The sequence below is a fragment of the Cytobacillus citreus genome, assembly GCF_018343665.1.
GTDB lineage: Bacteria > Bacillota > Bacilli > Bacillales > Cytobacillaceae > Cytobacillus > Cytobacillus citreus.
In genome coordinates, this window is sequence record NZ_JAGYPM010000004.1 from 479,610 (window position 1) to 505,566 (window position 25,957).

19 protein-coding genes and 1 pseudogene are annotated in these 25,957 nt (G+C 36.8%); 15 read left to right on the top strand and 5 right to left on the bottom strand.

Annotated features, from left to right (window positions below):
- The first annotated feature begins 90 nt into the window (after nucleotides 1-90).
- The 6 genes from KHA94_RS18885 to rlmD all read left to right on the top strand — a co-directional run bounded on the left by KHA94_RS18885 (nucleotide 91) and on the right by rlmD (nucleotide 8,640).
- A complete protein-coding gene (locus KHA94_RS18885; protein ID WP_249365603.1) occupies nucleotides 91-1,638 on the top strand; it encodes a fumarate hydratase in 1,548 nt (515 codons plus the stop codon).
- 127 nt (nucleotides 1,639-1,765) lie between these two features.
- Entirely contained in the window at nucleotides 1,766-2,563 is a 798-nt protein-coding gene (pdaA, locus tag KHA94_RS18890; protein WP_249365604.1) for a delta-lactam-biosynthetic de-N-acetylase, read from the top strand.
- 371 nt (nucleotides 2,564-2,934) lie between these two features.
- A complete protein-coding gene (locus tag KHA94_RS18895) occupies nucleotides 2,935-4,518 on the top strand; it encodes a BCCT family transporter (protein ID WP_213103669.1) in 1,584 nt (527 codons plus the stop codon).
- A 396-nt stretch (nucleotides 4,519-4,914) separates the two neighbouring features.
- The gene (locus tag KHA94_RS18900) at nucleotides 4,915-5,811 is read left to right on the top strand and encodes a DUF6454 family protein (RefSeq protein WP_338030822.1); all 897 of its coding nucleotides are present in this window, start codon (nucleotides 4,915-4,917) and stop codon (nucleotides 5,809-5,811) included.
- A 551-nt stretch (nucleotides 5,812-6,362) separates the two neighbouring features.
- Nucleotides 6,363-7,223: a DNA-3-methyladenine glycosylase family protein gene (locus KHA94_RS18905; protein ID WP_213103670.1), complete on the top strand. Its 861-nt coding sequence runs from the start codon at nucleotides 6,363-6,365 to the stop codon at nucleotides 7,221-7,223.
- A gap of 19 nt (nucleotides 7,224-7,242) precedes the next feature.
- On the top strand, nucleotides 7,243-8,640 hold the full coding sequence (gene rlmD / locus KHA94_RS18910) for a 23S rRNA (uracil(1939)-C(5))-methyltransferase RlmD (RefSeq protein WP_213103671.1): 1,398 nt from the start codon (nucleotides 7,243-7,245) through the stop codon (nucleotides 8,638-8,640).
- Nucleotides 8,641-8,655: 15 nt separating this feature from the next.
- On the opposite strand, the gene KHA94_RS18915 is transcribed toward rlmD, so the two are convergent.
- The 3 genes from KHA94_RS18915 to KHA94_RS26700 all read right to left on the bottom strand — a co-directional run bounded on the left by KHA94_RS18915 (nucleotide 8,656) and on the right by KHA94_RS26700 (nucleotide 9,499).
- The gene (locus tag KHA94_RS18915; RefSeq protein ID WP_213103672.1) at nucleotides 8,656-8,844 is read right to left on the bottom strand and encodes a hypothetical protein; all 189 of its coding nucleotides are present in this window, start codon (nucleotides 8,842-8,844) and stop codon (nucleotides 8,656-8,658) included.
- A 268-nt stretch (nucleotides 8,845-9,112) separates the two neighbouring features.
- Nucleotides 9,113-9,289 (bottom strand): recombinase zinc ribbon domain-containing protein, encoded by a 177-nt coding sequence (locus KHA94_RS26695; protein ID WP_213103673.1) that lies wholly within the window; start codon nucleotides 9,287-9,289, stop codon nucleotides 9,113-9,115.
- A gap of 66 nt (nucleotides 9,290-9,355) precedes the next feature.
- Nucleotides 9,356-9,499, bottom strand: coding sequence for a recombinase family protein (locus tag KHA94_RS26700; protein ID WP_213103674.1), 144 nt, complete (start codon nucleotides 9,497-9,499; stop codon nucleotides 9,356-9,358).
- Between the two features lie 359 nt (nucleotides 9,500-9,858).
- Here KHA94_RS26700 and KHA94_RS18930 point away from each other — a divergent pair, with 359 nt between their 5' ends.
- The 9 genes and pseudogenes from KHA94_RS18930 to KHA94_RS26035 all read left to right on the top strand — a co-directional run.
- Nucleotides 9,859-10,713 (top strand): malate synthase, encoded by an 855-nt coding sequence (locus KHA94_RS18930; RefSeq protein ID WP_213103675.1) that lies wholly within the window; start codon nucleotides 9,859-9,861, stop codon nucleotides 10,711-10,713.
- A gap of 929 nt (nucleotides 10,714-11,642) precedes the next feature.
- Nucleotides 11,643-11,804 carry a hypothetical protein gene (locus KHA94_RS18935; RefSeq protein WP_476695935.1) on the top strand — a complete coding sequence of 54 codons (162 nt, stop codon included), beginning with the start codon at nucleotides 11,643-11,645 and terminating at the stop codon, nucleotides 11,802-11,804.
- 293 nt (nucleotides 11,805-12,097) lie between these two features.
- Nucleotides 12,098-12,769 (top strand): PadR family transcriptional regulator, encoded by a 672-nt coding sequence (locus tag KHA94_RS18940; protein ID WP_213103676.1) that lies wholly within the window; start codon nucleotides 12,098-12,100, stop codon nucleotides 12,767-12,769.
- A gap of 29 nt (nucleotides 12,770-12,798) precedes the next feature.
- Nucleotides 12,799-13,188, top strand: a complete 390-nt coding sequence (locus tag KHA94_RS18945) for a VOC family protein (RefSeq protein ID WP_213103677.1) — start codon at nucleotides 12,799-12,801, stop codon at nucleotides 13,186-13,188.
- Between the two features lie 884 nt (nucleotides 13,189-14,072).
- Nucleotides 14,073-15,569 carry a TIGR02677 family protein gene (locus KHA94_RS18950; RefSeq protein WP_213103678.1) on the top strand — a complete coding sequence of 499 codons (1,497 nt, stop codon included), beginning with the start codon at nucleotides 14,073-14,075 and terminating at the stop codon, nucleotides 15,567-15,569.
- A 2-nt stretch (nucleotides 15,570-15,571) separates the two neighbouring features.
- Complete coding sequence (locus tag KHA94_RS18955; RefSeq protein ID WP_213103679.1) at nucleotides 15,572-16,741, top strand: TIGR02678 family protein; 1,170 nt, start codon at nucleotides 15,572-15,574, stop codon at nucleotides 16,739-16,741.
- A 10-nt stretch (nucleotides 16,742-16,751) separates the two neighbouring features.
- Nucleotides 16,752-20,888 carry a TIGR02680 family protein gene (locus tag KHA94_RS18960; RefSeq protein WP_213103936.1) on the top strand — a complete coding sequence of 1,379 codons (4,137 nt, stop codon included), beginning with the start codon at nucleotides 16,752-16,754 and terminating at the stop codon, nucleotides 20,886-20,888.
- Nucleotides 20,861-22,207 carry a TIGR02679 family protein gene (locus KHA94_RS18965; protein WP_213103680.1) on the top strand — a complete coding sequence of 449 codons (1,347 nt, stop codon included), beginning with the start codon at nucleotides 20,861-20,863 and terminating at the stop codon, nucleotides 22,205-22,207. Before KHA94_RS18960 ends, KHA94_RS18965 begins: the two co-directional genes overlap by 28 nt.
- Before the next feature lie 634 nt (nucleotides 22,208-22,841).
- Nucleotides 22,842-23,003, top strand: a pseudogene (locus tag KHA94_RS26035) (carboxymuconolactone decarboxylase family protein); the annotation flags it as partial.
- Nucleotides 23,004-23,559: 556 nt separating this feature from the next.
- Here KHA94_RS26035 and KHA94_RS18970 read toward each other — a convergent pair.
- Together KHA94_RS18970 and KHA94_RS18975 are read right to left on the bottom strand one after the other, a co-directional pair.
- Nucleotides 23,560-24,477, bottom strand: coding sequence for a polysaccharide deacetylase family protein (locus KHA94_RS18970; RefSeq protein ID WP_213103681.1), 918 nt, complete (start codon nucleotides 24,475-24,477; stop codon nucleotides 23,560-23,562).
- A 4-nt stretch (nucleotides 24,478-24,481) separates the two neighbouring features.
- On the bottom strand, nucleotides 24,482-25,846 hold the full coding sequence (locus KHA94_RS18975) for a glycosyltransferase family 2 protein (RefSeq protein WP_213103682.1): 1,365 nt from the start codon (nucleotides 25,844-25,846) through the stop codon (nucleotides 24,482-24,484).
- Nucleotides 25,847-25,957: the final 111 nt, after the last annotated feature.

Below are 25,957 nucleotides of genomic sequence, written 5' to 3' on the forward strand. Positions count from 1 at the left end.
TTATGTTAGGAGTATAATAAGGACGGTAATTATTATAATTTTCATAAAGAAATTGATATAAACACGAAGCAAAGGGGTAGGGAAACGAGGATGAATATCGAAAAGTTTCAAGAAAGCATGTATCAATTAATTGTTGAAACATCAACAAAGCTTCCAAGAGATGTTCGCCGTGCGATCAAGGCTGCTAAGGAAAGAGAAAGTGCTGGAACTAGATCAGCGATGAGCTTAGCTACAATCACGAATAATATTAAAATGGCGGATGATAATGTATCACCGATTTGTCAGGATACTGGTCTTCCTACCTTCAAAATTAAGACTCCTGTTGGAGCAAACCAGCTTGTGATGAAAGAAGCAATCAAGAATGCGATTGTACAAGCAACAAAGGATGGAAAGCTTCGTCCGAATTCAGTTGACTCGCTTACTGGGGATAATAGCGGGGACAATCTAGGTTTAGGACTTCCAGTCATTAAATTTGATCAATGGGAAAAAGACTATATTGATGCGCGTTTAATTTTAAAAGGCGGCGGCTGTGAAAATAAAAACATCCAATATAGCCTGCCATGCGAGCTTGAAGGATTAGGACGTGCTGGACGTGATCTTGATGGTATCCGTAAATGTATCATGCATTCTGTATATCAAGCTCAAGGACAAGGCTGCAGCGCTGGCTTTATCGGTGTTGGAATCGGTGGTGACCGTTCTTCAGGCTATGACCTTGCAAAGGAACAGTTATTCCGTTCAAATGACGATGTGAATCTAAATGAAGATCTTCGTAAGGTTGAAGAATATGTCATGGAGAATGCCAACAAGCTTGGTATCGGTACGATGGGCTTCGGCGGTGAGACAACTCTTTTAGGCTGTAAAATTGGTGTTATGAACCGTATTCCTGCTAGCTTCTTTGTATCTGTTGCCTACAACTGCTGGGCATTCCGTCGCCTAGGGGTTGCGGTTAACCCTGAAACAGGTGAAATCAACGAATGGATGTACCAAGAAGGCGAAAACATCGACTTCGGTGCAACGGAAGCAGAAAAAGAAACAGCTGCAGCTGCTGAAACAAAAGCTGAGGTTATTACTTTGCAAGCTCCAATTACTGAGGAGCAAATCCGCAGCTTAAAGGTTGGCGACGTTGTTCAAATTAACGGCAGAATGTACACTGGCCGTGACGCCATTCACCATTACTTAATGTCACATGATGCACCAGTTGATTTAAATGGACAAGTTATTTATCACTGCGGTCCTGTAATGCTAAAAGATGCTGAAGGAAAATGGCATGTGAAGGCTGCTGGCCCAACAACAAGTATTCGCGAGGAGCCATACCAAGGCGATATCATGAAAAAATTCGGCATTCGTGCAGTAATCGGAAAAGGCGGAATGGGTCCGAAAACATTGGCAGCTCTTCAAGAGCATGGCGGTGTGTACCTAAATGCAATCGGTGGAGCGGCTCAATACTATGCAGATTGTATTAAGGACGTTGAAGGCGTTGACCTAATGGAATTCGGAATTCCAGAAGCGATGTGGCATCTGAAGGTAGAAGGCTTTACTGCAGTTGTTACAATGGATTCTCACGGAAACAGCTTACATGCTGATGTGGATAAATCATCATTAGAAAAGTTAGCTCAGTTTAAAGAACGTGTGTTTTAATTAAATGATAGCTCTAGTCATTTTTTATGGCTGGAGCTTTTTTGATGGCGTTTTTTGGCATTGGATGCAGTGAATGTTTTGTTTAAGCGGCACAAACAATAAGAAAAAAATAGAGGAGGAGCCGCAGATGAAAGTTATGAAGCATCTGGTCATCCTAAGTGTCATTTTTGTATTTTTTTCTTCAACTGTGTATGCCGATTACGCAAATTCTCCACTTCATTGGGGGTTTAAAAAGGGATCAAATGAACAGCCGGCAGATGCAGGCAAGTCGCTAGATGATATGCTTAACAGACTCGGAGCGTATTACAAAGGAAATCCGAGCAAAAAAGATATTTATTTAACCTTTGATAATGGCTATGAAAATGGGTATACTTCTAAAATTTTGGACGTTTTAAAAAAGGAAAAAGTGCCTGCCGCCTTTTTTATTACAGGCCATTACTTAAAAAGTGCCCCTGATCTTGTCAAACGAATGGCTGCGGAAGGGCATATTATTGGAAATCATTCCTGGCATCATCCCGATATGACAAAGATTAGCAATGAGAGGATTGCGGAGGAATTGGAAATGGTTCGAGAGGGAACAGAAAAGCTAACTGGGATTAAGAATATGGTTTATTTGCGCCCACCCCGTGGCATATTCAGCGAAAGGACAATCGAAGTAGCGAAACAAGCAGGCTATATTCATGTATTCTGGTCATTAGCTTATAGGGATTGGGATGTTGACCGGCAAAAGGGCTGGCAATATGCCTATGATAATATTATGAAGCAAATCCACCCAGGTGCGATCTTACTGATTCATAGCATTTCAAAGGACAATGCCGATGCCCTTGAAAAAGCCATCCAGGATTTGAAAAAGAGGGGATATACGTTTAAAAGCTTGGATGATTTAATGATGAGTGAGACTTTTGAGGATAGGATGCTTTATTAAAGTGGGGATTCGCGGATAAATTTGCACATCTGGCGGATATAATGCCTAAAGTGGCGGATATAATCAAATTCTGGCGGATATATTCCAAAAAGTCGCGGATATAATGGAATGATCGTAGAAGAAAAGTTTAATGTAATTGGGTAGTGGCCGATATTTCAGGGAAACTGACCGATATAGTTGAAAAAGTGACCGATATATGTGAAAACTGACCGATATTATTGAAAAAGTGACCGATATAAGGAAAATTCTCTTTCTGAATATGCAAAAGAAACCCGAAATTCTTAGGAAATTCGGGTTTCTTTAGTAAATTTCATCTTTTTTTTGATAAAATCAATTTAAATGATTATTTGGCTAAAAAAAAGGGGGCTATTATGAAGTTATTCACAAATATAAGATTATCCGTTTTTATTCCGATGTCCGTCATTCTGGTACTAGCCATCATTATCGGGGTAGTTGCACCTGAATCGTTTTATAATATTGAAAATGCAATTGTTCAGTTTGCTTTCCAAAACTTTGGATGGTTATTTCAGCTTTCAAGTGTGTTATTTTTAGGTATTTGTATATATTTAATGGCCTCAAAGTATGGAAAAATTAGGATCGGTGGTCCTGATGCGAAACCAGAACTGTCAACGTGGAATTGGTTTACGATCTCATTAACTGCAGGTATTGCAACGGGGATCTTATTTTGGGGAATTGCAGAGCCTATGACCCATTTTATGGACCCTCCTAAAGAACTAGGATTAGTGCCAGGAAGTGAAGCGGCGGCTATGTTCTCAATGTCTCAAACATTCATCCACTGGACGTTTTCTCCATATGCGATGTACGGATTGGCAGGGGTTGGGATCGCGTTTGCTGTTTATAATGCAAAACTTCCTTATCGGGTTAGTTCTGTACTATACCCAGTGTTTGGAAAGAGAATTAATGGATCAGTGGGAGCGATAGTCGATAATATCTGTTTATTCGCTATTGTTGGCGGTGTCGCTGCTATACTTGGGGTAGGCACAATGCAAATTGCAACAGGCTTAAACGCCATTACCGGCGTCCCCAATGGAAAAATGACATGGATTATTATTGTTAGTGTAATTGTGGCTACGTACATCATTTCGAGTTATACCGGAATTAATAGAGGAATTCGTTGGCTAGCTGACAAAAACACGAAAATTTTTATTATAATTGCTATCTTTGTGTTTATTTTTGGACCAATGTCATTTATTTTATCACTTGGAACACAGTCATTGGGCCATTACATTCAAGACTTTTTCGTTAGATCTCTGTATTTGAGTCCAATCGATGGTTCAGAATGGCCAAGATGGTGGCCAATCTATTACTGGGCAATATGGTTGGCATATGCACCAATAATGGGAATGTTTTTAGCAAGAATTTCAAAAGGGCGAACCATTAAACAGTTTATGATTATGAACGTTGGGGTACCGGCTATTTTTGGTTTTATCTGGTTTTCTATTTTTGGTGGTTCAGCCATTAATCTTCAATTAAATGGTGCAGGTATTTGGGAATCTATTCAAAAACATGGGATGGAAGTATCCGTTTTTTCCTTTTTGGAACATTATCCTTTAGCGACTATAACGAGCCTTGTTTTTATCATCACTGTGTATATATCCATTGTTACGATGGCTGACTCAACGACAACGACTATTTCTTCTTTAACAGTAAAATCCTCAGGAGGCAGAGTTTCTGAAGCTCCAGGCAGAGTGAAAATCTATTGGGGTATTATTATGTCTTCAATGGCTATTATCAATCTATTGTCTGCTAGCGGAAAGATTAGCGGGATCGATGCTACAAAGCAAATTGCAACGATAGCAGGCTTTCCGATTTTGTTTTTAATGTTCTTAATGGCGTATACAACATTAAAACTTATTACACAGCAGGAAAAATACGATGTTGCAACGTTTCCTGAATCAGCAAAGGTTACATTGGTGGAAGATTCCAAGAATTAATCAAAGCATGTTAGGGCAGTAATGGTAGAAAGATGAAATACTTTACTGCCTGTTTTGGTATTCAACTAGAGCTAATTTGTAAATGCTCATTTACCTTTGCTAAGCTCTTATTTAACCATAAGGTGCATTTTGGTAATTTCGATTGTCTATTTTAATGGTGAATTTTAACTAGGAATTCTATATTAAAAACAAAATCAAAAAAATACAAGACTATTGCATTAATAATACACAGGATTAATTAACTATTTTTCCATATTTACTAAAATTTAATGATAATATCAAACCTTCTAAATAGCAATTTCTTAAAATGATAATTGAAAATAGAAGGAGGGATTATTTATCAATCGAAAATTTGTATTCATTTTTACAGCAACTCTATTAATAGCTATTCTGGCAGTGTCCGCATCTCTCATAGTACCTCAATCCGAAACAATTAGTGCAAAGGAACTAAAATTAGAAGATCAGTTCCAGCAGCTTACTCGTAATACGGATTGGCAGCAACAAGAAGAGATTGATTTGCAATTTGATGTTTATCACCCTCAAGGAATAACGCGAATCGGAGATCTCTATTATATGTCTTCTGTGGAAATTATCGAAAGTACGGTGAAGTATGAACAGCCGATTGATGGCTATGATCGCACTCCGGGGAAAGGAGTGGGTCACTTATTTGTTTTTAACCAAAATGGAGAACTGTTGAAGGACATCCAGCTTGGGGAAGGAAACATGTATCACCCAGGCGGCATTGATTTCGATGGTGAATTTATATGGATTTCTGTCGCCGAATATCGTCCCAACAGCGAATCTATCATTTACAAAGTAGATCCTGAGACCATGGAATCGGAAGAAGTATTCCGAGTCAATGACCATATCGGCGGGATTGTTAGTGACGAACAAAACGGAAAACTTTATGGCATAAGCTGGGGTTCTCGCAATTTTTATGAATGGAATAGTAAAGGGAAAGAGCGAAATGTTCAAGAAAATTCGAGTTTCTTTATTGATTATCAGGACTGTGAAAGTGTAGGTAAAGATAAAATGGTTTGCAGCGGTATTGCTGGACTACCTACCACAGTAGGTTCTGAATCTTATGAATTAGGCGGCGTAGCCTTGCTTGATTTGAAAACGTTCAATACGATCCATGAAGTGCCTGTAACGGAATTTTCTTCACAAGGGCATGTCATTACCCGTAACCCAGTTTTCTTGGAGAATGCCGGTCAAGAGCTTCGACTTTACGCTGTTCCAGATGACAATGACGCATCCTTGCTGGTGTATGAAACAACGAATCTTTCTAATTAAGAGTTGACTTGAATCAATAAAAAGGGTGACTCATAAGAAGAAAACTCCCTTAAACGATAAATTTGATTTGCATGGTGTGGGACCTAGAGCAAACAAAGAAATTCTTCGTGCTCTTGATGCCAAAATTAATGCGATTCGATTTTAACAGATTATGAATTTCAACAAAACCAGCTAATAGAAGCTCCTCTGTTCTTCCATTATAAGGACGCGCTTGTTGACAAACTAGGTAGAAAATGATCAAACTTTTTTATGAAAATCAAACTTAAATCTACTGAAGAAGAATCTATTTTAATTATTCTTTATTAAAATGGATTCTTTTTTATTTACTATAAAAAACAGGTTTGTAAGGTGTTTTTGATCAAACTTTTTTTCAAAGCAACATATTGTAATTTAAACGACTTTATTTGTAATTCAACATCTTTATTGTCATTCAATAACAATCGATTACGTACTTATATTTTCTCATATTATCTTTTAATTCAAACTTGGTTACAGACTTTACATGATTTAATGCTATAATTACGGAAAAATGGTTAAAGGACGGATCATTCTTGGAGACAATACAAATTAAAGGGCCATATAATTTTGATCTAGTATTGGACAGGCTATCCATAGACCCTCTTAATCAAGTCGATCTGGAAAATAGATCGGTAAAAGTGCCGTTGGTTTTTGAAAACGAGCCGGTAGTAGCCGAGGTGAAAGCAACAGGAACGACGCTTGCGCCTGAATTTACGATCGAAGGAATGGAAGGAAGATTTAAAGAAAAAGCCGATAAGAGATTGGCGGAAATTTTCCAATGGCATGTGCCGCTTGAAAGCATCGCTGAGCATTTCAAAAATACCGATTTAAAAGAGATATTCAACAAGCACTATGGGACTCCCATTGTATTAGATTTTTCTCCATACAACTGTTTAGTAAAATGTATTGTTCACCAGCAGCTGAATTTAGCTTTTGCCCACACATTAACAGAACGGTTTGTCAAAACATTTGGGTTTGAAAATGATGGGGTTTGGTTCTATCCGCTGCCAGAAACAGTTGCTGAACTTAAAGTGGAAGATCTTCGGGAACTGCAATTTAGCGGTCGTAAAGCTGAATATGTAATCGGCATTGCTAATGAAATCGTAAAAGGAAATTTAAACTTTGAAGAAATGAAAAACAAATCTGATGAGGATATATTTAAACAATTGATCAAGCTTCGCGGAGTTGGACCATGGACCGTACAAAACTTCCTCATGTTTGGGCTTGGCAGATTGAATCTTTTTCCAGTTGCAGACATTGGAATTCAAAATGCTTTAAAAAAGCTTTACCAATTAGAAGCAAAACCATCCATAGAAGAAATGGAGACATTCTCCAAAAGTTGGGAACCTTATTTAAGCTATGCTTCTCTTTATTTATGGAGGAGCATCGAATAATCTGGAGTGAATAACCATCATGAAACAAGAACAGACCATTAAAATAAAACTAAATCAAACTTTTCCACTTACAATCAAACGACTCGGAATTAATGGTGAGGGCGTAGGCTATTTTAAAAAGCAGGTTGTCTTTGTCCCAGGCGCCTTACCAGGGGAAGAGGTTGTGGTAGAAGCGACGAAAGTCCATCCGAAGTTCGCAGAAGCAAAAATTAAGAAAATCCGCAAGAAATCAGAGCATCGGGTACAGCCGCTTTGCCCTGTATATGAGGAATGCGGAGGATGCCAGCTTCAGCATTTACAATATAGCCAGCAGCTTAAAGAAAAACGTGACATCGTCATCCAAGCGTTTGAAAGACATACAAAACTGAATCTTGATCAAATTGAAATTAAAGACACCATCGGAATGGAAGATCCGTGGAATTACCGCAATAAAAGTCAATTTCAAGTAGGCTTTAAAGATGGAAAAGTGCTAGCAGGGCTTTATGGGATGAACTCCCATCGACTCATCAACATTGAGCAATGTGCGGTTCAACATCCGCAAACAAGCGAAGCAACAGCAAAGGTGAAACAAATTCTTCAAGATTTAAAAATCCCAATCTATAATGAAAAAACAAGAAAGGGACTCATAAGAACTATCGTCACAAGAGTCGGCATTCAAACAGGAGAGCTGCAAATTGTTCTTATCACAACGAAAAAAGAACTGCCAAAAAAAGAATTGATTATTCAAGAAATCAAGAAGAGATTACCTGAGGTTAAATCGATTATCCAAAATATAAATGGACAAAAAACGTCCTTAATTTTTGGAGAAGAAACTGTCAGTCTCGAAGGAAAGGATTTTATCCAGGAGACGCTAGGTGATCTCTCATTCGAACTGTCTGCCCGAACATTTTTCCAGCTTAACCCAGAGCAAACCGTCAAACTTTATAATGAAGTAAAAAAAGCGGCAGGACTAACAGGAAAAGAAAAAGTAGTGGATGCGTATTGCGGCGTTGGCACAATCGGCTTATGGGTAGCTGACCAAGCGGCAGAAATCCGCGGAATGGATATTATTCCAGAATCGATTGAGGATGCTAAGAAAAATGCTGCCCGTCATGGGATTAAGCATGTAAAGTACGTCACTGGAAAAGCAGAGGTATTGCTGCCGAAATGGGTGAAAGAGGGATGGAAACCAGATGTGATCATTGTGGATCCGCCTAGGACTGGGCTTGATGCGCAGCTATTAAAAACTATTCTGAAAGTTAAACCGAAAAAGGTTGTTTATGTGTCATGTAACCCGTCTACACTGGCGAAGGATATTGCAGTATTAAGCAAAAACTACAAGATTGACATGATCCAGCCGGTGGATATGTTTCCGCAGACGAGTCACGTAGAGGTAGTATCGCAGATAGTTTTAAAAGAAGAAGCAGGTTCCCGATAAGGGAATAACCTGCTTCTATTCAAATTCTGGGGTATTGAAGCGATAATGGATAATGGGTACTCCATCTGCCTTTACATCAATTCGATTAATTAGGCCATACAACGTCTCCGGTGTTAATTCATCAAATTTAAGAAATTGAAGAAGTTCTTTTTTTAGATTATCGATGTTATCGATCACTTTTTCTTTTTCAAGCAATGATAACATTTCATTCTTCTTTTCTAACAGTTGATTGAGTGAGTTCAGTGTTATTGTCTTCAACCATTTCTAAGTATTCATCATGCGTGATTTTTTCATCCGCCATCATTTTAATGAAGTTCTGCTTTCGGACCTTTAATAAATTAATTTGCTTATTGATTCTGTCAAGCTTTTTCTGTAGGTCTTTCTTTGCTTTCTTTGATTTTACTTCTAGCTCTTTTAAATATTGTTCCTTATCAATTTCTTGAAGAAGTGAACGAGTATCACACAGAATCTTTTATTTGAGAAATTCTTCTTTGATGGTATAAGCGCTACAAGCTTTTTTACCATGACGAGCATAGCTCCCACATATATAACCATTTTGTCGATTGCTTCGAAACCACATTCCTTTTCCACAGTCCGCACAGTAGAGTTTGTTTGTAAATAAATATAACTTTGGGGCTGTAATGAACATTTTTCTTTGTTTCGTTTGATTTTGTACAGCTTGAGATAATAGCTTCGTGTGTATTACTAATAATGTTCATATCTTCTTCTTTTGCGTTTTACGCTTTTTACTTGTAACACTTACTGTAGTAGTACGCCCCTGAACTAAGTCTCCAAGGTAATGAGGGTTAGTTAAGATTTGTTTAATCGTGGAATCATTCCACTTATCACCGGTAATCAAGTGGTTATTTATAGGGGCTTTCCAGAAGTTTCGCGACTTTTTGGATGCCTTTATTTCATAGTTATTTCAAGGAAGTAAAGTGAATAAAACTTCATTTTACCTCACAATAAAATGTGTTGTCAATAAGAAATTTGCAATATTTTCAAAAAATGTTATAATAGTCTTACAATTGTTTTTTCAATCGTATTCCGCTGTCTTTTTTGCAGATAGAAATATGGATACGTTTTTTTAATATCCTTTTTTAAACCGAAGAAAAATTCAAACAGTTGTGTGAGCTTTAAAGGAAGTTAGTTGAATAAAATTATCAATTTACTATCTAATAGTAACCGAGTTTTTATTCTACAAGGAGGACTAGAATAATGAATCTAATCAATAAGAAAGTTACACACAAGCGTTTTGGCATGGGTAGTATAGTTAAACATAATGATTCTAGTATTGAAATACATTTCGCAACGGAAATTAAAAAGTTTGTTTTCCCCGATGTATTTGGAAAGCACCTAAAACTACATGATGAAAGTGTTGCTAATTCACTTGAAAAAATTATACAAAAAAAGGAAATGGAACGAAAGGAGGAAGAACGGAAGAAGGAAGAGGAAAAAAAACTACAACAAAAAAACCAGGAACTTCGCTTGGAACATGAAAAACTTATGAAAAATCATAAACTTCATCCCGAATCACAAATGGTTTTTTGGTGTGACACAGAAGAACAGAATAGTTCTTTTTCAGAGTGGAAGGTTTTTTCAGGCGTAATAAAAAGTGGTAATAACAAGGGGAAGCCAAACAAACCCATCCGCTTGCACCAAAATAGCGCTGTCCTGTTAACAGCAATAGATTCTAGCATGCCTGAAAAAGACAGACGTATCTTAGGTGTCTATATGGTGAATGAAGATTTTATCGGTAAGCTTTGTGAAGATGGATATATTCCTGCTCATTCAAAATACAGACTCCAACTTACAGAACAGGAATCGGATCAGATGCTTTTCTGGGAATATTATGTAAATGGAAAATTCCCCCACAAAATGACATGGAATACAGGTAAATACCGTTATTTTGATAATTCATGGATGGCTCAAATTTTGCTGGATATAGTTTCGTTGAAAAGTGACCCAAAGGAACGAGAGCTGGCACAACAGTTTTTTGAACATTTTTGTAAAATGAATCAGATAACAGATCAAGAGTTACCAAAGCCTAATGGCGCATTAATGCGTATTTAGACGTTAGCCCAAAGATAATAAGAATGACAGGGGACTGACACATATATCCTATCCATCACTAATGGCGAACAGTGCCTGGCTATTGTGAAGCGGTCGCGTGGTTGGAGTTGGTATAATAGAAAAGCAGTTGATATAGAAAAAATCTATACCATCTGCTTTTTTGTTGATAAAAATACCATTCAGGACCGATTTTCGCAGGTAGTTTTTCACAAATTATAAATGTCCAAATGTACTTGTGTTTGATAATAAGTTATTAAGCATGATATAAGTGTAAAAGAAGTAGAACATTTGGCTTTATATTTTTTGACCGAGAGTTTGAGGTTAACTCTCAAAAAGTTAGAGAAAAAATGAATCACATCAACTCATGTATACTTATTTTATTCATTTTCAAGTTCCTTTGCAGCTGGCAGCTTTTGTTTTGATAAAGTCTGTTTTCTGAAAGAAAATGGTCTAAAGAATGTAATAAACCCACCAGCACTCTTGTGTTGCTACCTACACTGTGCACATGTGGATGCTATAGCGTTGATACAACGTCGAACTATATAGAAATCCTTAGATTCAAGCACTTTCACAAGCATTTCGTGTTTGTATCGAAAGGTGAAAAAACTAGAAATAAGGTCATGAAAGATCACATTACTGTTTCTGTAGTTGTTGACCTAGAGTGTGGGAACACAATAGAATAGGGATTTGAAAAGGTGCTATTACAAATAGTGCCTTTTTAATATTTAGACGTTCAAGAAAAACAAACGTCTATTTTTTTATCCTAAAATTTTTGACAGAGGTGAAATATGAAATATAACATCATCTATGCTGTCCTCCGTGGCAGTATAGGCGAAGCAAAGGACAAGGCTTCTTTTTCAGATTAGGGTACTGGACACAGCTCTACCGCTGAAATTTGTCTACTTGGTGTTAGAGGACGTCCAAAACGAGTGTCTAAAAAGGTGCATCAGCTTATTGTTAGTCCGATAGAACAACATAGTAAAAAACCAGACATTGCAAGAGAAAAAATTGTCGAGCTTATGGGGGATTTACCCCGCATTGAATTATTTGCAAGACAAGTTTCCGCCAGGCTTTCGGTTGCACCGGGCTAGGGTAGAAAGTCACGCTGGGGAATGGTTCGAGGAATCGGAATGGACACCTGAAAGAAGGGCATTTTTGCATATCCCTTTGAAAAGATTTATCTAAGAATCTCTCAAAAACTTATGTCACTCGGCCAATGAAGAGTGGATGCTCTTTATTCAGGAAAAGCGCCCTTTTTATTGCTTTAGGCGGATGAACTGAAGAAAATCACATTTCCATCTTGATAGTTAACGATATATCGGTTATTATTTAGTTAACGATATATCGTTATCGTAGAATGAAAACTAACAGGAGGTTGTTTACAATGTTCAAAAGACCTGATATGCCTCAACATCCTTTTTTAAAAGGAGAGGGTCATTTTCATCATAATGGCTTCTTTAATGGCGGCAGATTCGATAGGGAATTGGGGATGGAAAACGGTAACTTCGAAAGACAAGGTGGATCTCATTTCTTCGCAGGCAAAGAATCCGGTGGAGATAATGGTGGTGAACGTTTTTTCGGGCGTGGTGATCTCAAGATTGTCTTATTAAAATTGTTACAAGAACAATCAAGACATGGATATGGATTAATCAAGGAACTTGAAAAAAAGTTTAAGGGATTTTATTCGCCTAGCCCCGGTTCCGTTTATCCTATTCTACAGATGCTTGAAGATCAAGATCTTGTTAATGTAACCAAAGAAGGCCGGAAAAAAGTTTATCATCTTACGGATGAGGGGCAAACCTATTTAGAAAAAAACCAAGATGAAGATCCTTTCATCTCAAGAATGAATATGCTTGAAAATGTGGATCTAGATGAAATACAGACTTTAAGATCTGACATCCAGGGTTTATTCTATGAATTTTTTAAGATAGGTCGTCAAGCTATGGAAAATCCCGAAAAAAAAGAACAACTACAACAGCTAATTGAAAAGGTACGCACAGAGCTGTTGAATATATCTAATGATAATGAAAACAAAAAAAGTGCAGATGAACAATAGAGATTGAAAATACGAAAGGGGACTTAAAAATGACTATTACTCTTAATCATACGGTGGTATTCGCTAAAGATAATGATAAAGCTGCACATGAATTTGCCGATATTATGGGCCTAAAACTTGAGGGGTATGAAGGGAAAGACAATAAATTTGCATCGGTTCGTATTAATGCTGAACTCTCGATCTTTTTTATGAAAATAGATGGCAATAGTCCTCAGCAACATTTGGCATTTGATGTAAATGGACATTCTTTTGACCAAATTCTTGACCGACTTCGTGAAAAGAATATCGCCTTCGGAAGTAGCCCCCATGAACCGGACAATCAACGTACTGATCATCCTTTTGCTTCTCGTGGGTTGTTCTGGACCAATTTGGATGGTTGCCTTTTTGAAGTCATGACGATGGGTCATAATCAATGTTGATCAGCTCATTGGATATCCATGCCGTCCAACAAACTTTCAAGCTATTAATACTAGGAGTTTTTCTCTAATCCTTGTTTTGGAAATTCAATTCATCTACTGATATATCCAATAGGGAGCAAGCTCATAGAAAAATTGGATGCTGTCCTTTGTTTTATATGGACATGATAAAAGCTTCATGTAAATACAATAAATGGGGAAGTAGTCTAAATAATGAAAAAAGGCACTTCTTTGCAATTAAGGAATGCCTTTTAAATTTATTTACAGTCTTGTTAAAATCTCTGGTCCGTTATTCGTAATAGCAACAGTATGTTCATATTGAACACAGATTGAATGATCAATTGTACGTGCAGTCTATCCATCTTCCTCAATAAAAGAACGCCATTCTCCTAAAAATAAATAGAATTAGTAAACAATTAGAAGTTTAGTGCTAAATGATATGGGCTTCTAATTTTTATTTTTTTATGTTGGAAAAATTTCTGATACCATAATATTAAAGATGTATTAATGGAAAATAACTTAGCTTCTATAAATGTTTCCTTTTTAAAATGTTAAATAATGATTCTAAGATCAGCAGATTAATAAATGAAATACCAAAGTAAACAACCAGAATTAAATATATTTTATTATTATTTTAGAATAATTATCATATCCCATTCAATATTATTATTTAGAAGGAAAAGAACGAACTATGTCGAATGATAAATATATGCCGAAATTGAAGGGTGTTGAATAAATAGATCAGATTAAGATTATCCACAATTTTTTCTCCAAAGGAAACTTAATGTTAAACTTCCAAAACTTCTCCTTTCTTATCTTCACATTGATTAATTGAATTCCTTTATAATTAAAAAATAACAGTATATAACGAAGTAGAGTGATAGAAAATGAATAATTTGATTTTAAAGCCCATTTCAGAAGCTACTTATTTAACAGTTGATAATGCTTGGAGATATCGGGCGATTTTAAGGTATTTTTATGAGCAGCATGAAAGAATGCGCCAGTTTTTATTCCCTGAAGAGATTTTTCATTTTTTGAAAAAACATAATGCCTTTCGTGAATACACAATGGATATGATGCAAAATGATTTGGATCAGCTCGTCAAATGGAAAAATATAATTGCTCGGCAGGAAACGGGCAGAGTGCGCACAATTGAAGAGTTTAAGAAAAAGAGGTTTCGCTATCAATGCAGCCCCTATACAGTTGAGATTGAGCGGATGGTAAGGACGTTAGAAAATATGGGTGGTTCCTTTGGGGGATCACTGGAGAAAACATTATTTGATCGGTTATATGAAGCGATTAAAAAGATTTACACCCTCATTTCCAAAAAGAATCTGGGTGAGACTCCGCTTGAAGAAATATTCCGCAATTGGGAGGATGTATTTGATTATTATAAAAAAATGGTTCAAAACTCAGCGGATTATATTGCCTATGTCTCTAGTGAAAATGTTGAAGAAAAAATGCAAACGGAATCCTTCCTATTGTATAAAGATTCTTTCACTGAATATTTAAGGGATTTTATTATCTCTTTACAGCAAACTTCACTTCATATTGAATTACAGCTTAAGGAAATAAATGAGGATGCCATTAAATTGTATATTGAAAAGGTAGTAGAATACCAACAAAGAATTCCGCGTCTTGAAGAAATAGCCGTTACGAATGAAGAAATAATGACCAAGTGGATCGATAGTTGGAATGGCATGAAGGAATGGTTTTTAGGTAGCGATGGACAGACAAGTGAGCTAAATCAGCTTCAGGAAAAAACGAATGAGACGATTCGAAAATTGACTCGCTTTGCCCAGCGGCTTGGAGAAAAACATCAAAACCTCCGAAGCAGGAAAAAGGATTATCTTCATCTCGCAGCATGGTTTGCCGAATTAGATTCACTAGAAGAAGCGCATAAAGTTTCATCTGCCGTTTTTGGCGTTTTTCACACAAAGCATATTTTTGCGGATGAAAAGGCAACAGAAGATATTTACAAAGATATATGGGAAAAAGAGCCGACAGTTTTAACGATTAAGCCAAGAATCCGACAATATCGTGAAAAAACAAAGCCTTCTGCCTTACACGACCATAAGCTTGAAAAGGAAATGGTGTTAAATGAATATTTGGATCAGAAAGAGGCAGAGAAAAATCAAATGCTTCAATATATTCAAGACGACAAAATTATTTTTAAAAATTTGCCTAAGATCGATGGAACGATTCGGAAAATATTGCTCCAATGGTTAGCAAAGGCACTTTCAAATAAGGATCAAACTACGAAAGTGGAAATTGGGAACAGAATAAAAGTAAGTAAGATCAATGATGAACAGATTACCTTACGATCGACAGATGGAGATTTAATAATGCCCAACTTTGAAATACAAATTTTGGAGGGCGAATAAAGATGGAGCAAGATAAAAAAGGGTTTGATGATAAGGCGAAAGATGCTCTTGAACTGCTTTTTGAGCGGTTTTGGATTTTAAGAGAGGATGAGCCTCTTGTTTATCAGCTGATTCGGGAACGGGAGCATGTGTTACGGAGATATATAACGGAAAAATTCAACTATCGCTTGATCGTGCATCGCCATTTCATCAAGCTTGAAAAAATTCCTGTTGAACCTGAAAGCTGGATGGGAATTCAAGCTTTTCATAGTCAAAGGGATTATGCTTTGTTTTGTTGTCTCTTAGCTTTTTTGGAAAGAAAATCAGTGGACGAACAATTTTTATTATCGGAGCTTTGTGAAGATCTACGAGCAGAGTATCCAAGCCATATTACGTTAGATTGGACAAACTATGAACATCGTAAATCGCTTATTCGAGTTTTACATGTAGCATCTGAATTTAAAATTATTCGAACAGTAGATGGTGAAATTGCGGGATTTGTACAAAATGAAGCCCAGGAGGTGTTATACGAGGTTCCTGTTATTTCACGCTATTTCATGCGTTCTTATCCGAAAGATCTTTTTAAATATAATTCCATAGAGGAGATCTTGAATCAAGAATATAGTAGAGAAAGTGCGGAATATCGCAGACATCGTGTTTACCGAAAGCTTTTTCTATCACCAGTGACCTATCGGTCGTCTCCAGACGATTCAGATTTCCTTTATTTAAGAAACTATCGCAACAGAATTCGAGAGGATATTGAAGAACATACAGATTACCAATTTGAGCTTTATAAAAATGCAGCAATGTTATCTGTGAAGGAAAATAGTGCGTTGCAAACGATCTTTCCAGATGCAAAAGCAATTAGTGATGTTGTTCTCCAATTTGCTTATCTTTTAAAAGAAAAGTTAGAATCGTTTTCGATTAATGAAATGGGAATGATAAGATTTTCATATTCAGATTTTGAATATCTGACAATGGAAGTTTCCGATCATTATCAAGCGGGATGGAGCAAAGCGCTCAGAGATGCAAGCATTAAACAGCTTACTAATGGGTTACTAGATGTTTTAATCGAATGGAAGATGGCGAGCCTAGAGGAAGAGACAGGTATGATCTTGCTCATGCCTTTACTTGGACGAACTGTAGGAAAATATCCAAAAGATTTTAAAGGAGGGGAAAATCGTGACGCATGATGTATGGCAGATGAACCGGGCAGGACTGGTGAATTTTTGGTATTACGATGAAGAAGTATTTGATTTTGCAGATGGCAAGCTATTGCTTCGAGGCAGCAATGGGTCGGGGAAATCAGTAACGATGCAGAGTTTTCTCCCAGTCCTTCTTGATGGAAAGAAGACCCCAGACAGATTGGATCCATTTGGCTCAAGAGCCCGGAAAATGGAGGATTACTTACTTGGGGAATTTGAGGTCACAAAAAGAGATGAACGGACAGGCTATCTTTTTATTGAATACAAAAAGAACAATACGGATCGTTATATAACGACAGGCATTGGTTTAAAGGCAAAAAGACATAAGTCAATGGATTTTTGGGGCTTTGTCATACATGATGGGCGAAGAATCGGTCGAGATTTTTTTCTTTATAAAGAAGAAAAAGTGAGTGGTGGCTTTCAAAAAATCCCATTAACAAAGAAGGAATTAGAAAATACTTTAGCTGACGGCGGATTGGTTGTGGGCACACAAAAAGAGTATATGGAGCTCGTGAATAAATATGTTTTCGGTTTTGAATCGATCGAGGCTTTTGATGATTTAATTAAGCTGTTAATTCAGCTAAGGAGTCCAAAGCTGTCTAAAGATTTTAAACCGACTGTTATTTATGGGATTTTAGAAGAATCTCTCCCTGAATTAGGGGATGAAGAGCTGCGTTCCTTATCAGATACGATTGAAAATATGGATCAATCGAAGCATCAATTAGAACAGCTTGAACGGGATTATGAAAGCTTAGAAAGATTGTGCAAGCAATACGAACAATACAATCAGTTTGTTTTAGTAGATAAAGCGAATGAATTAATACAAGTTGAGAAAGCAATCAAAACGCGGGAAAAAGAATTGGAACAGCTCGAAAACTCGTTGACAGAGTGCGCAGAGAAGTTGACTGCAAATGAACAGGAAGAAAGTGAATTAAAGAGGGAGCAGGAAGTTTTCCAAGAAACAAAGTCACAGCTCGAAAGACATGAGGTCTTTAACGCTGAAGAGGAAAAGCAAGCGATTGAAAAACGCTACTTCATGATGCAGAAAGAGTTAGATGCTAAGCAACAAACCTTAGAGCAAAAGGAGAAAAAAGAGCGCGAGTTAAAAGAAGCCATTATGCGCCAGGAAGAAGAGCAATTTGGATACGAAAAGAAGATTGAGGAGGAAATGGAAGAGCTCGAAACGGATGCAGAGGAAGCAGGCTTTAATGAACATCGTCTCAATGCCGAGGATTTTCTTCGTCATAAGGAAGCCTCATTTGATTTTGCATTATGGAAAAAAGAAGCAGAGGGCTATAAGGGGCAGCTCCAGCAGATTTTGAGGCTATGGGATGAATATGAACGCTTGAAGCATCGCTTCGATGATGCAGATCGCCATTTAGGCGAGGCGAGGAAAAAGTTAGATAGCTCAAGAAGAGACGAAGAGAAATGGCTTGCATTATTAGATGAAGAAAAATCCATTCTTTTAGAAAAAATTTTAGATTGGATGACAATATACGAAGCATTTCAGTTAAATGAGGAAGGTAAACAACTTACAGCACAAAAGATTCATGACCTATTTGATCTCTTTTCATTAGAGCAGTTGATAGAACCGTTTGCAGAAATTTTTCGTAAAAAACAAGAAAAATTATTAGAAGATTTGACCGTTTTAAGGCATAAGATTGATGCGTTAAAGAAGGATAAAAACGAAAAAGAACGAGATTTGGCTTATTGGCAGGAGATGAAGGAGCCAGAACCTTCTCTACATCCGGATACAATAGCAGCGAGGGATGTATTAACTTCTGAAGGAATTGGTTTTATTCCATTTTATAAAGCAGTAGAGTTTCAAGATGAATTAAATGAGGATGAGCGGGCAAAAATCGAATCGGCTTTAGCAGAAGCTGGGATCCTCGATGCCATTATTATCAATGAAAAGAATAAGGAGTTTATCGGTCAAAATGATAAAATCCTCCTTGCGAGCGAGGAGATCCTTGATGAACAGCAGACTCTATTAAAATGGCTTTACGTCGATTTACCTGATGATGCAAACGTAGAAGCCAATCAGGTGAAAAAAGTTCTTCAAAGCATTGCGATAAATTCGAGTAATCTGAGTATATCGACAACGATTTCCAAAGATGGCCGTTTTTCAATCGGAATGATCCATGGACATGCACCATTAATTGGCGAGAGGGCACAGTATATTGGTACGCAAGCCCGTGAGCGCCATAGACTAATGCTTATATTGGAGATTGAAAAAGAAGTGGCTCGCCTGGCGGACGAAATTCAGCTGCACACACAGGAGCTAGAAATTACTCAATCAAGCTTAGAAAATATGAAAAAAGGGTATGCGGATTTCCCTACTGCAGAGCAGGTGAAGACGGCTAATGATGAGCTGAAACTCACTAAACAACAGGTTTTGCGTGATCAAAAAGAAGTGGAAGAAAAAAATGCAAAAATGAAACTTACCTATACAGAATGGGAGAAAGTTCGCCTTGTTCTTAAAGAGGAAACAAGTGTATTGAATATAGAGTTTTCAAAAAATGCATATGATGAGGCTTTTTTAGCAATGAACTCTTATATGCGATTTTTGCAGGAACTGCAGCTCGTTTTTGCTAAATATGATGCGAACCGAAAGTTTTTAATATCTCGGAGGGCGAATCTTGAGGAAGTCATAGCGGATATTGATAGTAATAAGGGTGAAATGCAGCTTCTTATCGACAAATTAAAACTTGAAGAGTTAAAGCTTGAACAGATTCGTAAGCGGTTAGAGGAATTAGGAGCCGATGACATTCGCAAGCAAATCAAAGAGGTGATTGAACAGCTAGCTGCCATTGAAAGCAGGCTTCCTGAATTAATGAAAGAAAGCACAAGACTTGAAAAAGATTTAGAATCTCTAACAAATGAGCTTGCAAGTAAAAAGCTAGAAAAGAACGCTTATGATCAGCTGTTCAAGGATTGGTTTGCTTTATTTGTAGAAGAATTGCGTTTCCAACCTGATAGAGAGGAACATCTTGATAACGATCCACTCACTCTAGCAAAATTAGTTTACAAAGAAAATAGTGAGGTATTAAAGAAGGAAAGTCATGTATCGATTTCTGATAAGCTAGCCAAAACGTTTTACCGTGAGCAGCAAACATTAGTGGAATACCGCTTATCGGAGGAAGTTGTCTCGTATGATATCCCTCATGATAGCGACATGAATGAGAATGAAGAAATGAAGCTGAAGCGGAAAATGTTAATGGATAAAGCCTATCGAACGGTTATGCTACTTGATTATAAAGGTCAACGAGTGACGCCTTTTTATGTGCTAAAGGAAATAGCCAATGATATCGAAATGCAAAAAGAAGTGCTGAATGAAACTGATCGCGAATTGTACGAAGAAATTATTTTAAATAGTGTTGGTCGAATCATTCGTGCGAAAATCCAAAGGGCTGAAAGATGGGTAAAAACAATTAATGATTTAATGGAAAAAAGGGATACGTCATCAGGATTAACATTCTCTATTAAATGGAAACCAAAAACGGCCGATGCAGAAGAGGAAATGGATACGAAAGACCTTGTTGACTTATTGCGCTCTGATCCAAGATTGTTAAAAGAGAGCGACATGAAGAAAGTAACAGCGCATTTCCGTTCAAAAATTACCCGAGCACGGGAACTGTCTGAAACAGAAGGCTATGGAACGACTCTTCATCAAGTGATTAAGGGAATTCTCGATTATCGAAAATGGTTTTCTTTTACCCTTTATTATAAGCGCGAAGGTGAATCAAAGAAGGAGCTCACCAACCATGTGTTTTTTACCTTCAGCGGAGGGGAAAAGGCGATGGCAATGTACATCCCCTTATTCTCAGCAGCCTATTCCCGCTATCAGGAAGCGCGAAAGGATGCCCCGTACATCATTTCGCTCGACGAGGCATTTGCAGGCGTTGATGAGAATAACATTCGCGATATGTTCGAGCTTGTTGAGGAACTAGGATTCAATTACATTATGAACTCACAAGCTATTTGGGGAGATTATGATACTGTTTCTAACCTATCGATTTGCGAGCTTGTACGTCCTAAAAATGCCCCATTTGTAACTGTTATTCGCTATTATTGGAATGGGAAGGTAAGATCATTGAAGATGGATGAATGGGAAGAGGAAGAATTAAAGGTGTGATTGGTTTGAATGAACGGCTGCAGGAATGCATTCAATATTTTAAAGAGGAGCCGGGATTATCTCGGCTCCTTCCAAAATTAATTGAAAGATATCGCTCGTTAGGAAGAATAGGTGGCTCTGTTCAATTAACAGGATTAAAACCGTATGAAAAAGAGGCGTTAAGTGCATTTTTTCGAAAAGACTATACGAGACAAGCTTCGGCAACGATCTCTTTTACCCTGTTTGAAAATGCATTAGCTAAAACAAAGTATTTCGAGCTAGCGATCATTGATATTTTAGAAGCGTATGAAGGCAGGGAAATTAAAACAAATTCAGAGAAGCAACTACTAATTGAAAACGAGAAAAGTGCATTTTTTTATGAATTAAAGCAGGAAGTACCCGAAATAGAGGATTGGCTTTCTTTTATAGAGAGAAAAGGACGCGGTTCACGACTATTTCATTCACTTTATGAAAAAGACTGTCTTGAATTAAAAAAGATACTTCTTTTAGTTGCAGAAGCAATTAAAAGTCTTCCACAAAATGGTCAATTTGAGAGATTGCCGTTTTTTTCACAACGAATAACCAAAAATCCCCATGCTTTTGATTTAGACACAGAGCTTGGTCGGGCATTTATTCACTCACTCCAATTTTCCCTTCATCAAAAAGGGGAATGGAGCATTATTAAAAATAAACTAAATACGGAAGAAGTAAATGAGATTTTACAGGCTTTTCATATTTTTCGCGATGATTTGCTTAATTTTGTTACTGTGAGTGGGATTAAAGGATGGAAAAATGATCGGATTGATGCCACTATAGAAGCTGCAGCAGATAATAGGACTGTGTTAATTCTTCCTTTAAGAGAAATATTAAAACTGACAAGTGCTAGACCACATATTGGCAAGCGTGTTTTTATTGTGGAAAACTCTGGAGTATGCAGTGCCATTCTTGATCGCTGGCAGCTTCCGTTTTATCCGCCTCTCATTAGTACCAATGGGCAGTTTAAACTGGCAGCCCTTATGCTGCTCGATTTATTCGTGCAAGAGGAGATAGAAATTTACTATTCCGGTGATTTTGATCCTGAAGGTTTATTGATGGCACAGAGAATGAAATTACGTCATTCAAAGCATGTAACACTATGGAGATATAGCCCGCATGATTATTTAAAATCGCTTTCTACTAAAGAAATTGCCATTGACAAATTAGCCCAGCTAAATAGACTCCACATACCCGATTTGGAAAGTGTGAAAACCGAATTGCTGAAAACCTATCGTGCTGGCTACCAAGAGGAATTAATTGAGGAACTAGTCAGTGATATGGAGAGGTATTATTTAACTCTATAGGCAAAATCCAAAGGCTTCATATCTAATAAATCGGATTTGTACAAATTGTGATAAAATAATTTCATTTCAATACGAAGGAGGTTTACCCGTGGGATGGTTCTGGAAGGATAACAAAAGCTACATGACAAGCCTGTACATGCGTAAGCTCCGTGATGAACTCAGGAATACTTAATGGGGTATCGATTAAGATACGCGTGATCGCTTACGATTGAAGCTTATGCAATCTGTTTTAGCTTTCAAGATTTGAAGTAATAACTGTTAGGTTTTCCCTTTCATTCATCATATGTTTGTTCTTTGACAAAGAAAGCACGGAAGATAACGCCGTGCAGTATAAACAAAAAATCAGATACATTCTACTGATGATGAGCCACTTGATCCATACGCCATGACTTTCGTTAGAAACGAGCGATAATTTATGTGTCTAATGCAATCGTGGTGGATTGCTGGAGATAACCCATCAGTATGGATCATGATATTCTAACGTTTTAAAAAGATATAAACTGGATGATTGTTAAATATCATATAAAAGGGTGGCGATAAAAATTTAAAAAAGAAGTATGAATATATCCTTTACTTCGCCACCACCTTTTCATTTTTTCGAGAAATTAAAATTAAATATTTCGTCAAAAACTTGCACTATACATTAATTTCAGAAAAAGGTGTTAGTGATGAGTTGTATGACCAAGTGAGAGAACATTATGATGAAAAAGAATATGTAGATTTAGTTATGATCATTAATCAGATTAATATGTGGAATAGGCTATCTATTTCCATGGGAAATCAAGTTAACAAGTAAATGGAAAAAATGATATCATATGAAATTGACCAATAATAAATGTTATTTTAAAATTAGATATTAAAATTTGTAACTATTTGTAAAAATTCACAGTACATTTCTATACTCATTAAATCCAACATGGAAACCGTTGTTTCAAGTGCAAAAGCTAAATAGACAGTTAATATACATACGGCGGTTTTGAAAATAAACAATTCAAAGCCACCGTATTTATTTTTTCGTTAAATAGATACTTCTCGACATGACAACGAAAGACTTAAAGTGTTATGAAATTATTATGACTGTTCTTCGTCAGCACACAATATTTAATAACATATATCAACTTGCATGCCCATCTGACTTTGACTTATGTTCAGTTCGGCTTTTCCATGTCTTATACAATTTTTTAATAAATCCATACCTGTATTTGATGACTGACGATGTACTGACTGGCAGTAACGCCTAAATCCTCCAAAGTAGCGCTGCAGCAGGTACTTCGCGCTGGAAAATAAGGTCGTTATAGTACGACAAAGTACTCTTTTGACCAAATTTCGATGAGTGACAGGGACTATTCCTTTCACTCACCTAAAATATATTTAAAATCATCCAATGATAATTTGGGGAATACTTGCCATCTTGGGATTTCCAATGATCGCCCAAATGGCTCAGCATATCCAGGGTTAACGGTAAAAGCCATTTTTGTATTTAGTTCCTGCAAAATTTCCAATGTTTCTTCATTATATTCTCCATATGGGGCAGCAAATGTTATGGATTGTCCAAGCCATTCATTTGCCCGAACCAAATCCTCCTTCACTTCTGCTTTATCGTAGGCCGTCACGAAGGACATATCATTTTTATTTTTTTGATGGAACATGTTCGTGTGGTTTCCGTAATCAAATACATCCGCACTTTTTCTCACCTCATCAATACTGGCATATTGATGGAGAGCTGGTTTATAATGGACGTTTTCTTTTGTAATTAAGCCAGTTATCAAAAAATGTACGGCTGGAAAACCATGGTCTTTTAATACAGGATAGGCAAATTCAAAAACATTTTTAAAGCCGTCATCAAAGGTAAGTAAGACACTTTTAGCGGGTACCCTTTTCTCCCCAGTCATAAAAAGTTCGAATTCCTTTAACGATAATACCGTATAATGATTCTCCTTTAAGTAGTCCATCTGGGATTGAAAGTTTTCAAGAGTGATAATCGTCTCCTCTAACTCTCCATTATCTTGGAAATGGTGTTTTTTCAATTTTTTCTTTGGAATCACTTGATGATACATGAGCACGACGACCTTACTAGCATATTCCTCCACTCCCGTAAAATCTTTATTCACAGAATTGTATGGGACATCTGATACATTTAATGGTCCTTTGGCGGCAGCAGGAGTAGCTCCATAATGGATAATATAGTCATAAAGTAAATAACAAAGAGGCAAAATAATCATCAAAAAAAAGGTTGTAAAAATAACATTGGATACAACATATTTTTTCATTCATTTAACCTCCAATATTTTTAGTCACATTTCCTTCTTTATGAAATACGATCTGCTTTCCAATCCGTTCAGATCGACTCCACCCTTCCTTATCAAAAAAATAGATAATTGTGCCAATGGATACAAAGAGCAGGCCTGTTACACGATAAAACATAACCTCCAACGGGATAAAAAATAAAAGTGAAACAAAATCTTTTATTTCATATTGGTGGCCATATCTTCTAGAAACGATTAGAGTAGCAATATTTTGCAAAATCGCTAGTGAGATCGAAATGGTTAAAAGAAGAAATGCTAATTTTAAATGACTCATCGTTATGAGGATCACAACAGGGACAAGAAGTGTTGAATACGCACTTAATGTTCCTAGTAATAGAGAATCGAATAAAAGGTAAGTTGATGCTGTAAAGTTCATTTTTCGATAAAAGGATTTTCGATACGTAATAATGCAATCCACAAATGCCTTTTGCCATCGTATGCGCTGCTTAAATAAATTTTTGAAGCTTTCTGGACATTCTGTATAACAAACAGCTTCTGGGACAAATGCAATCCGTTTACCTTTCATTTTCGTTCCAATCAATTCTTGAATTCTTAATGTAATATCCATATCTTCACCAACCGTTTTTCGATAACCTTTAGCCTCAAGCAAAATACTTTTGCGAAAAGCCCCAAACGCACCGGCGATAACTGTCATGGACTGTAATTTAGCTTGGGTTGCTTTATGCAAATAAAAGGCTGTCATGTATTGAACAACTTGAAAACGAATAAGTCCGGAAATTTTAAAAGACGGCGTGAAGGCATTCCTTTCATTTTTATATCCTTGAACAATGTTCACCAACCCACCGGCAGCGACGACTTTGTTATTGGAGAAGGCTTTGTTCATCTCATTTAACGCGTTTGGTTCTAATACGCTGTCAGCGTCCAAAGTAATAATAATTTCCTTTTCCGCAAATTCGATACCTGTGTTTAATGCATCTGCTTTCCCCCCATTTTCTTTATCAATCACAAAGATATTAGGAAATCTTTGAGAACGATACAGATCGTTCACCCTTTCGTGATTTAATCGTCCTAATTTCCTTCTGAAAGTTTTTTTTAGCGTAAGCAAGTCGTCTAATATCTTTAATGTATTGTCAATCGAACCGTCATTTATGAAAAAAACTTCAAGATTTGTGTAATTCACATTTTGGATTCCCATAAGACAATTTTTTATAACAAGGCTCTCATTGTAAGCAGGAATAAGTATGCAAACTCCTGTTTCTTTGCTTGGATCATTTTGTTTTTGAGGTCTGCTTGTATATAGAGGAATAAACATATATATAGTGTGAAAAAGGCCAAAAATACAAAAAAGAACGATTGTCATTATTAAGATCACTTTTCATCCTCCTCGGACCACCATGAATAGTTTGATGGATTGATCTTTATACTAAAACACACATAAGAAAAATATTCGTTATTAAGAACAATATGGATAAAAAAATAACGA

Coding starts and splice junctions, on each gene's coding strand:
- KHA94_RS18885 (WP_249365603.1), top strand. CDS start 91: ATGAATATCGAAAAGTTTCAAGAAAGCATGTATCAATTAATTGTTGAA.
- pdaA (WP_249365604.1), top strand. CDS start 1,766: ATGAAAGTTATGAAGCATCTGGTCATCCTAAGTGTCATTTTTGTATTT.
- KHA94_RS18895 (WP_213103669.1), top strand. CDS start 2,935: ATGAAGTTATTCACAAATATAAGATTATCCGTTTTTATTCCGATGTCC.
- rlmD (WP_213103671.1), top strand. CDS start 7,243: ATGAAACAAGAACAGACCATTAAAATAAAACTAAATCAAACTTTTCCA.
- KHA94_RS18915 (WP_213103672.1), bottom strand. CDS start 8,844: ATGTTATCATTGCTTGAAAAAGAAAAAGTGATCGATAACATCGATAAT.
- KHA94_RS26695 (WP_213103673.1), bottom strand. CDS start 9,289: ATGTTCATTACAGCCCCAAAGTTATATTTATTTACAAACAAACTCTAC.
- KHA94_RS18930 (WP_213103675.1), top strand. CDS start 9,859: ATGAATCTAATCAATAAGAAAGTTACACACAAGCGTTTTGGCATGGGT.
- KHA94_RS18940 (WP_213103676.1), top strand. CDS start 12,098: ATGTTCAAAAGACCTGATATGCCTCAACATCCTTTTTTAAAAGGAGAG.
- KHA94_RS18945 (WP_213103677.1), top strand. CDS start 12,799: ATGACTATTACTCTTAATCATACGGTGGTATTCGCTAAAGATAATGAT.
- KHA94_RS18950 (WP_213103678.1), top strand. CDS start 14,073: ATGAATAATTTGATTTTAAAGCCCATTTCAGAAGCTACTTATTTAACA.
- KHA94_RS18955 (WP_213103679.1), top strand. CDS start 15,572: ATGGAGCAAGATAAAAAAGGGTTTGATGATAAGGCGAAAGATGCTCTT.
- KHA94_RS18960 (WP_213103936.1), top strand. CDS start 16,752: ATGAACCGGGCAGGACTGGTGAATTTTTGGTATTACGATGAAGAAGTA.
- KHA94_RS18965 (WP_213103680.1), top strand. CDS start 20,861: ATGGGAAGAGGAAGAATTAAAGGTGTGATTGGTTTGAATGAACGGCTG.
- KHA94_RS18970 (WP_213103681.1), bottom strand. CDS start 24,477: ATGAAAAAATATGTTGTATCCAATGTTATTTTTACAACCTTTTTTTTG.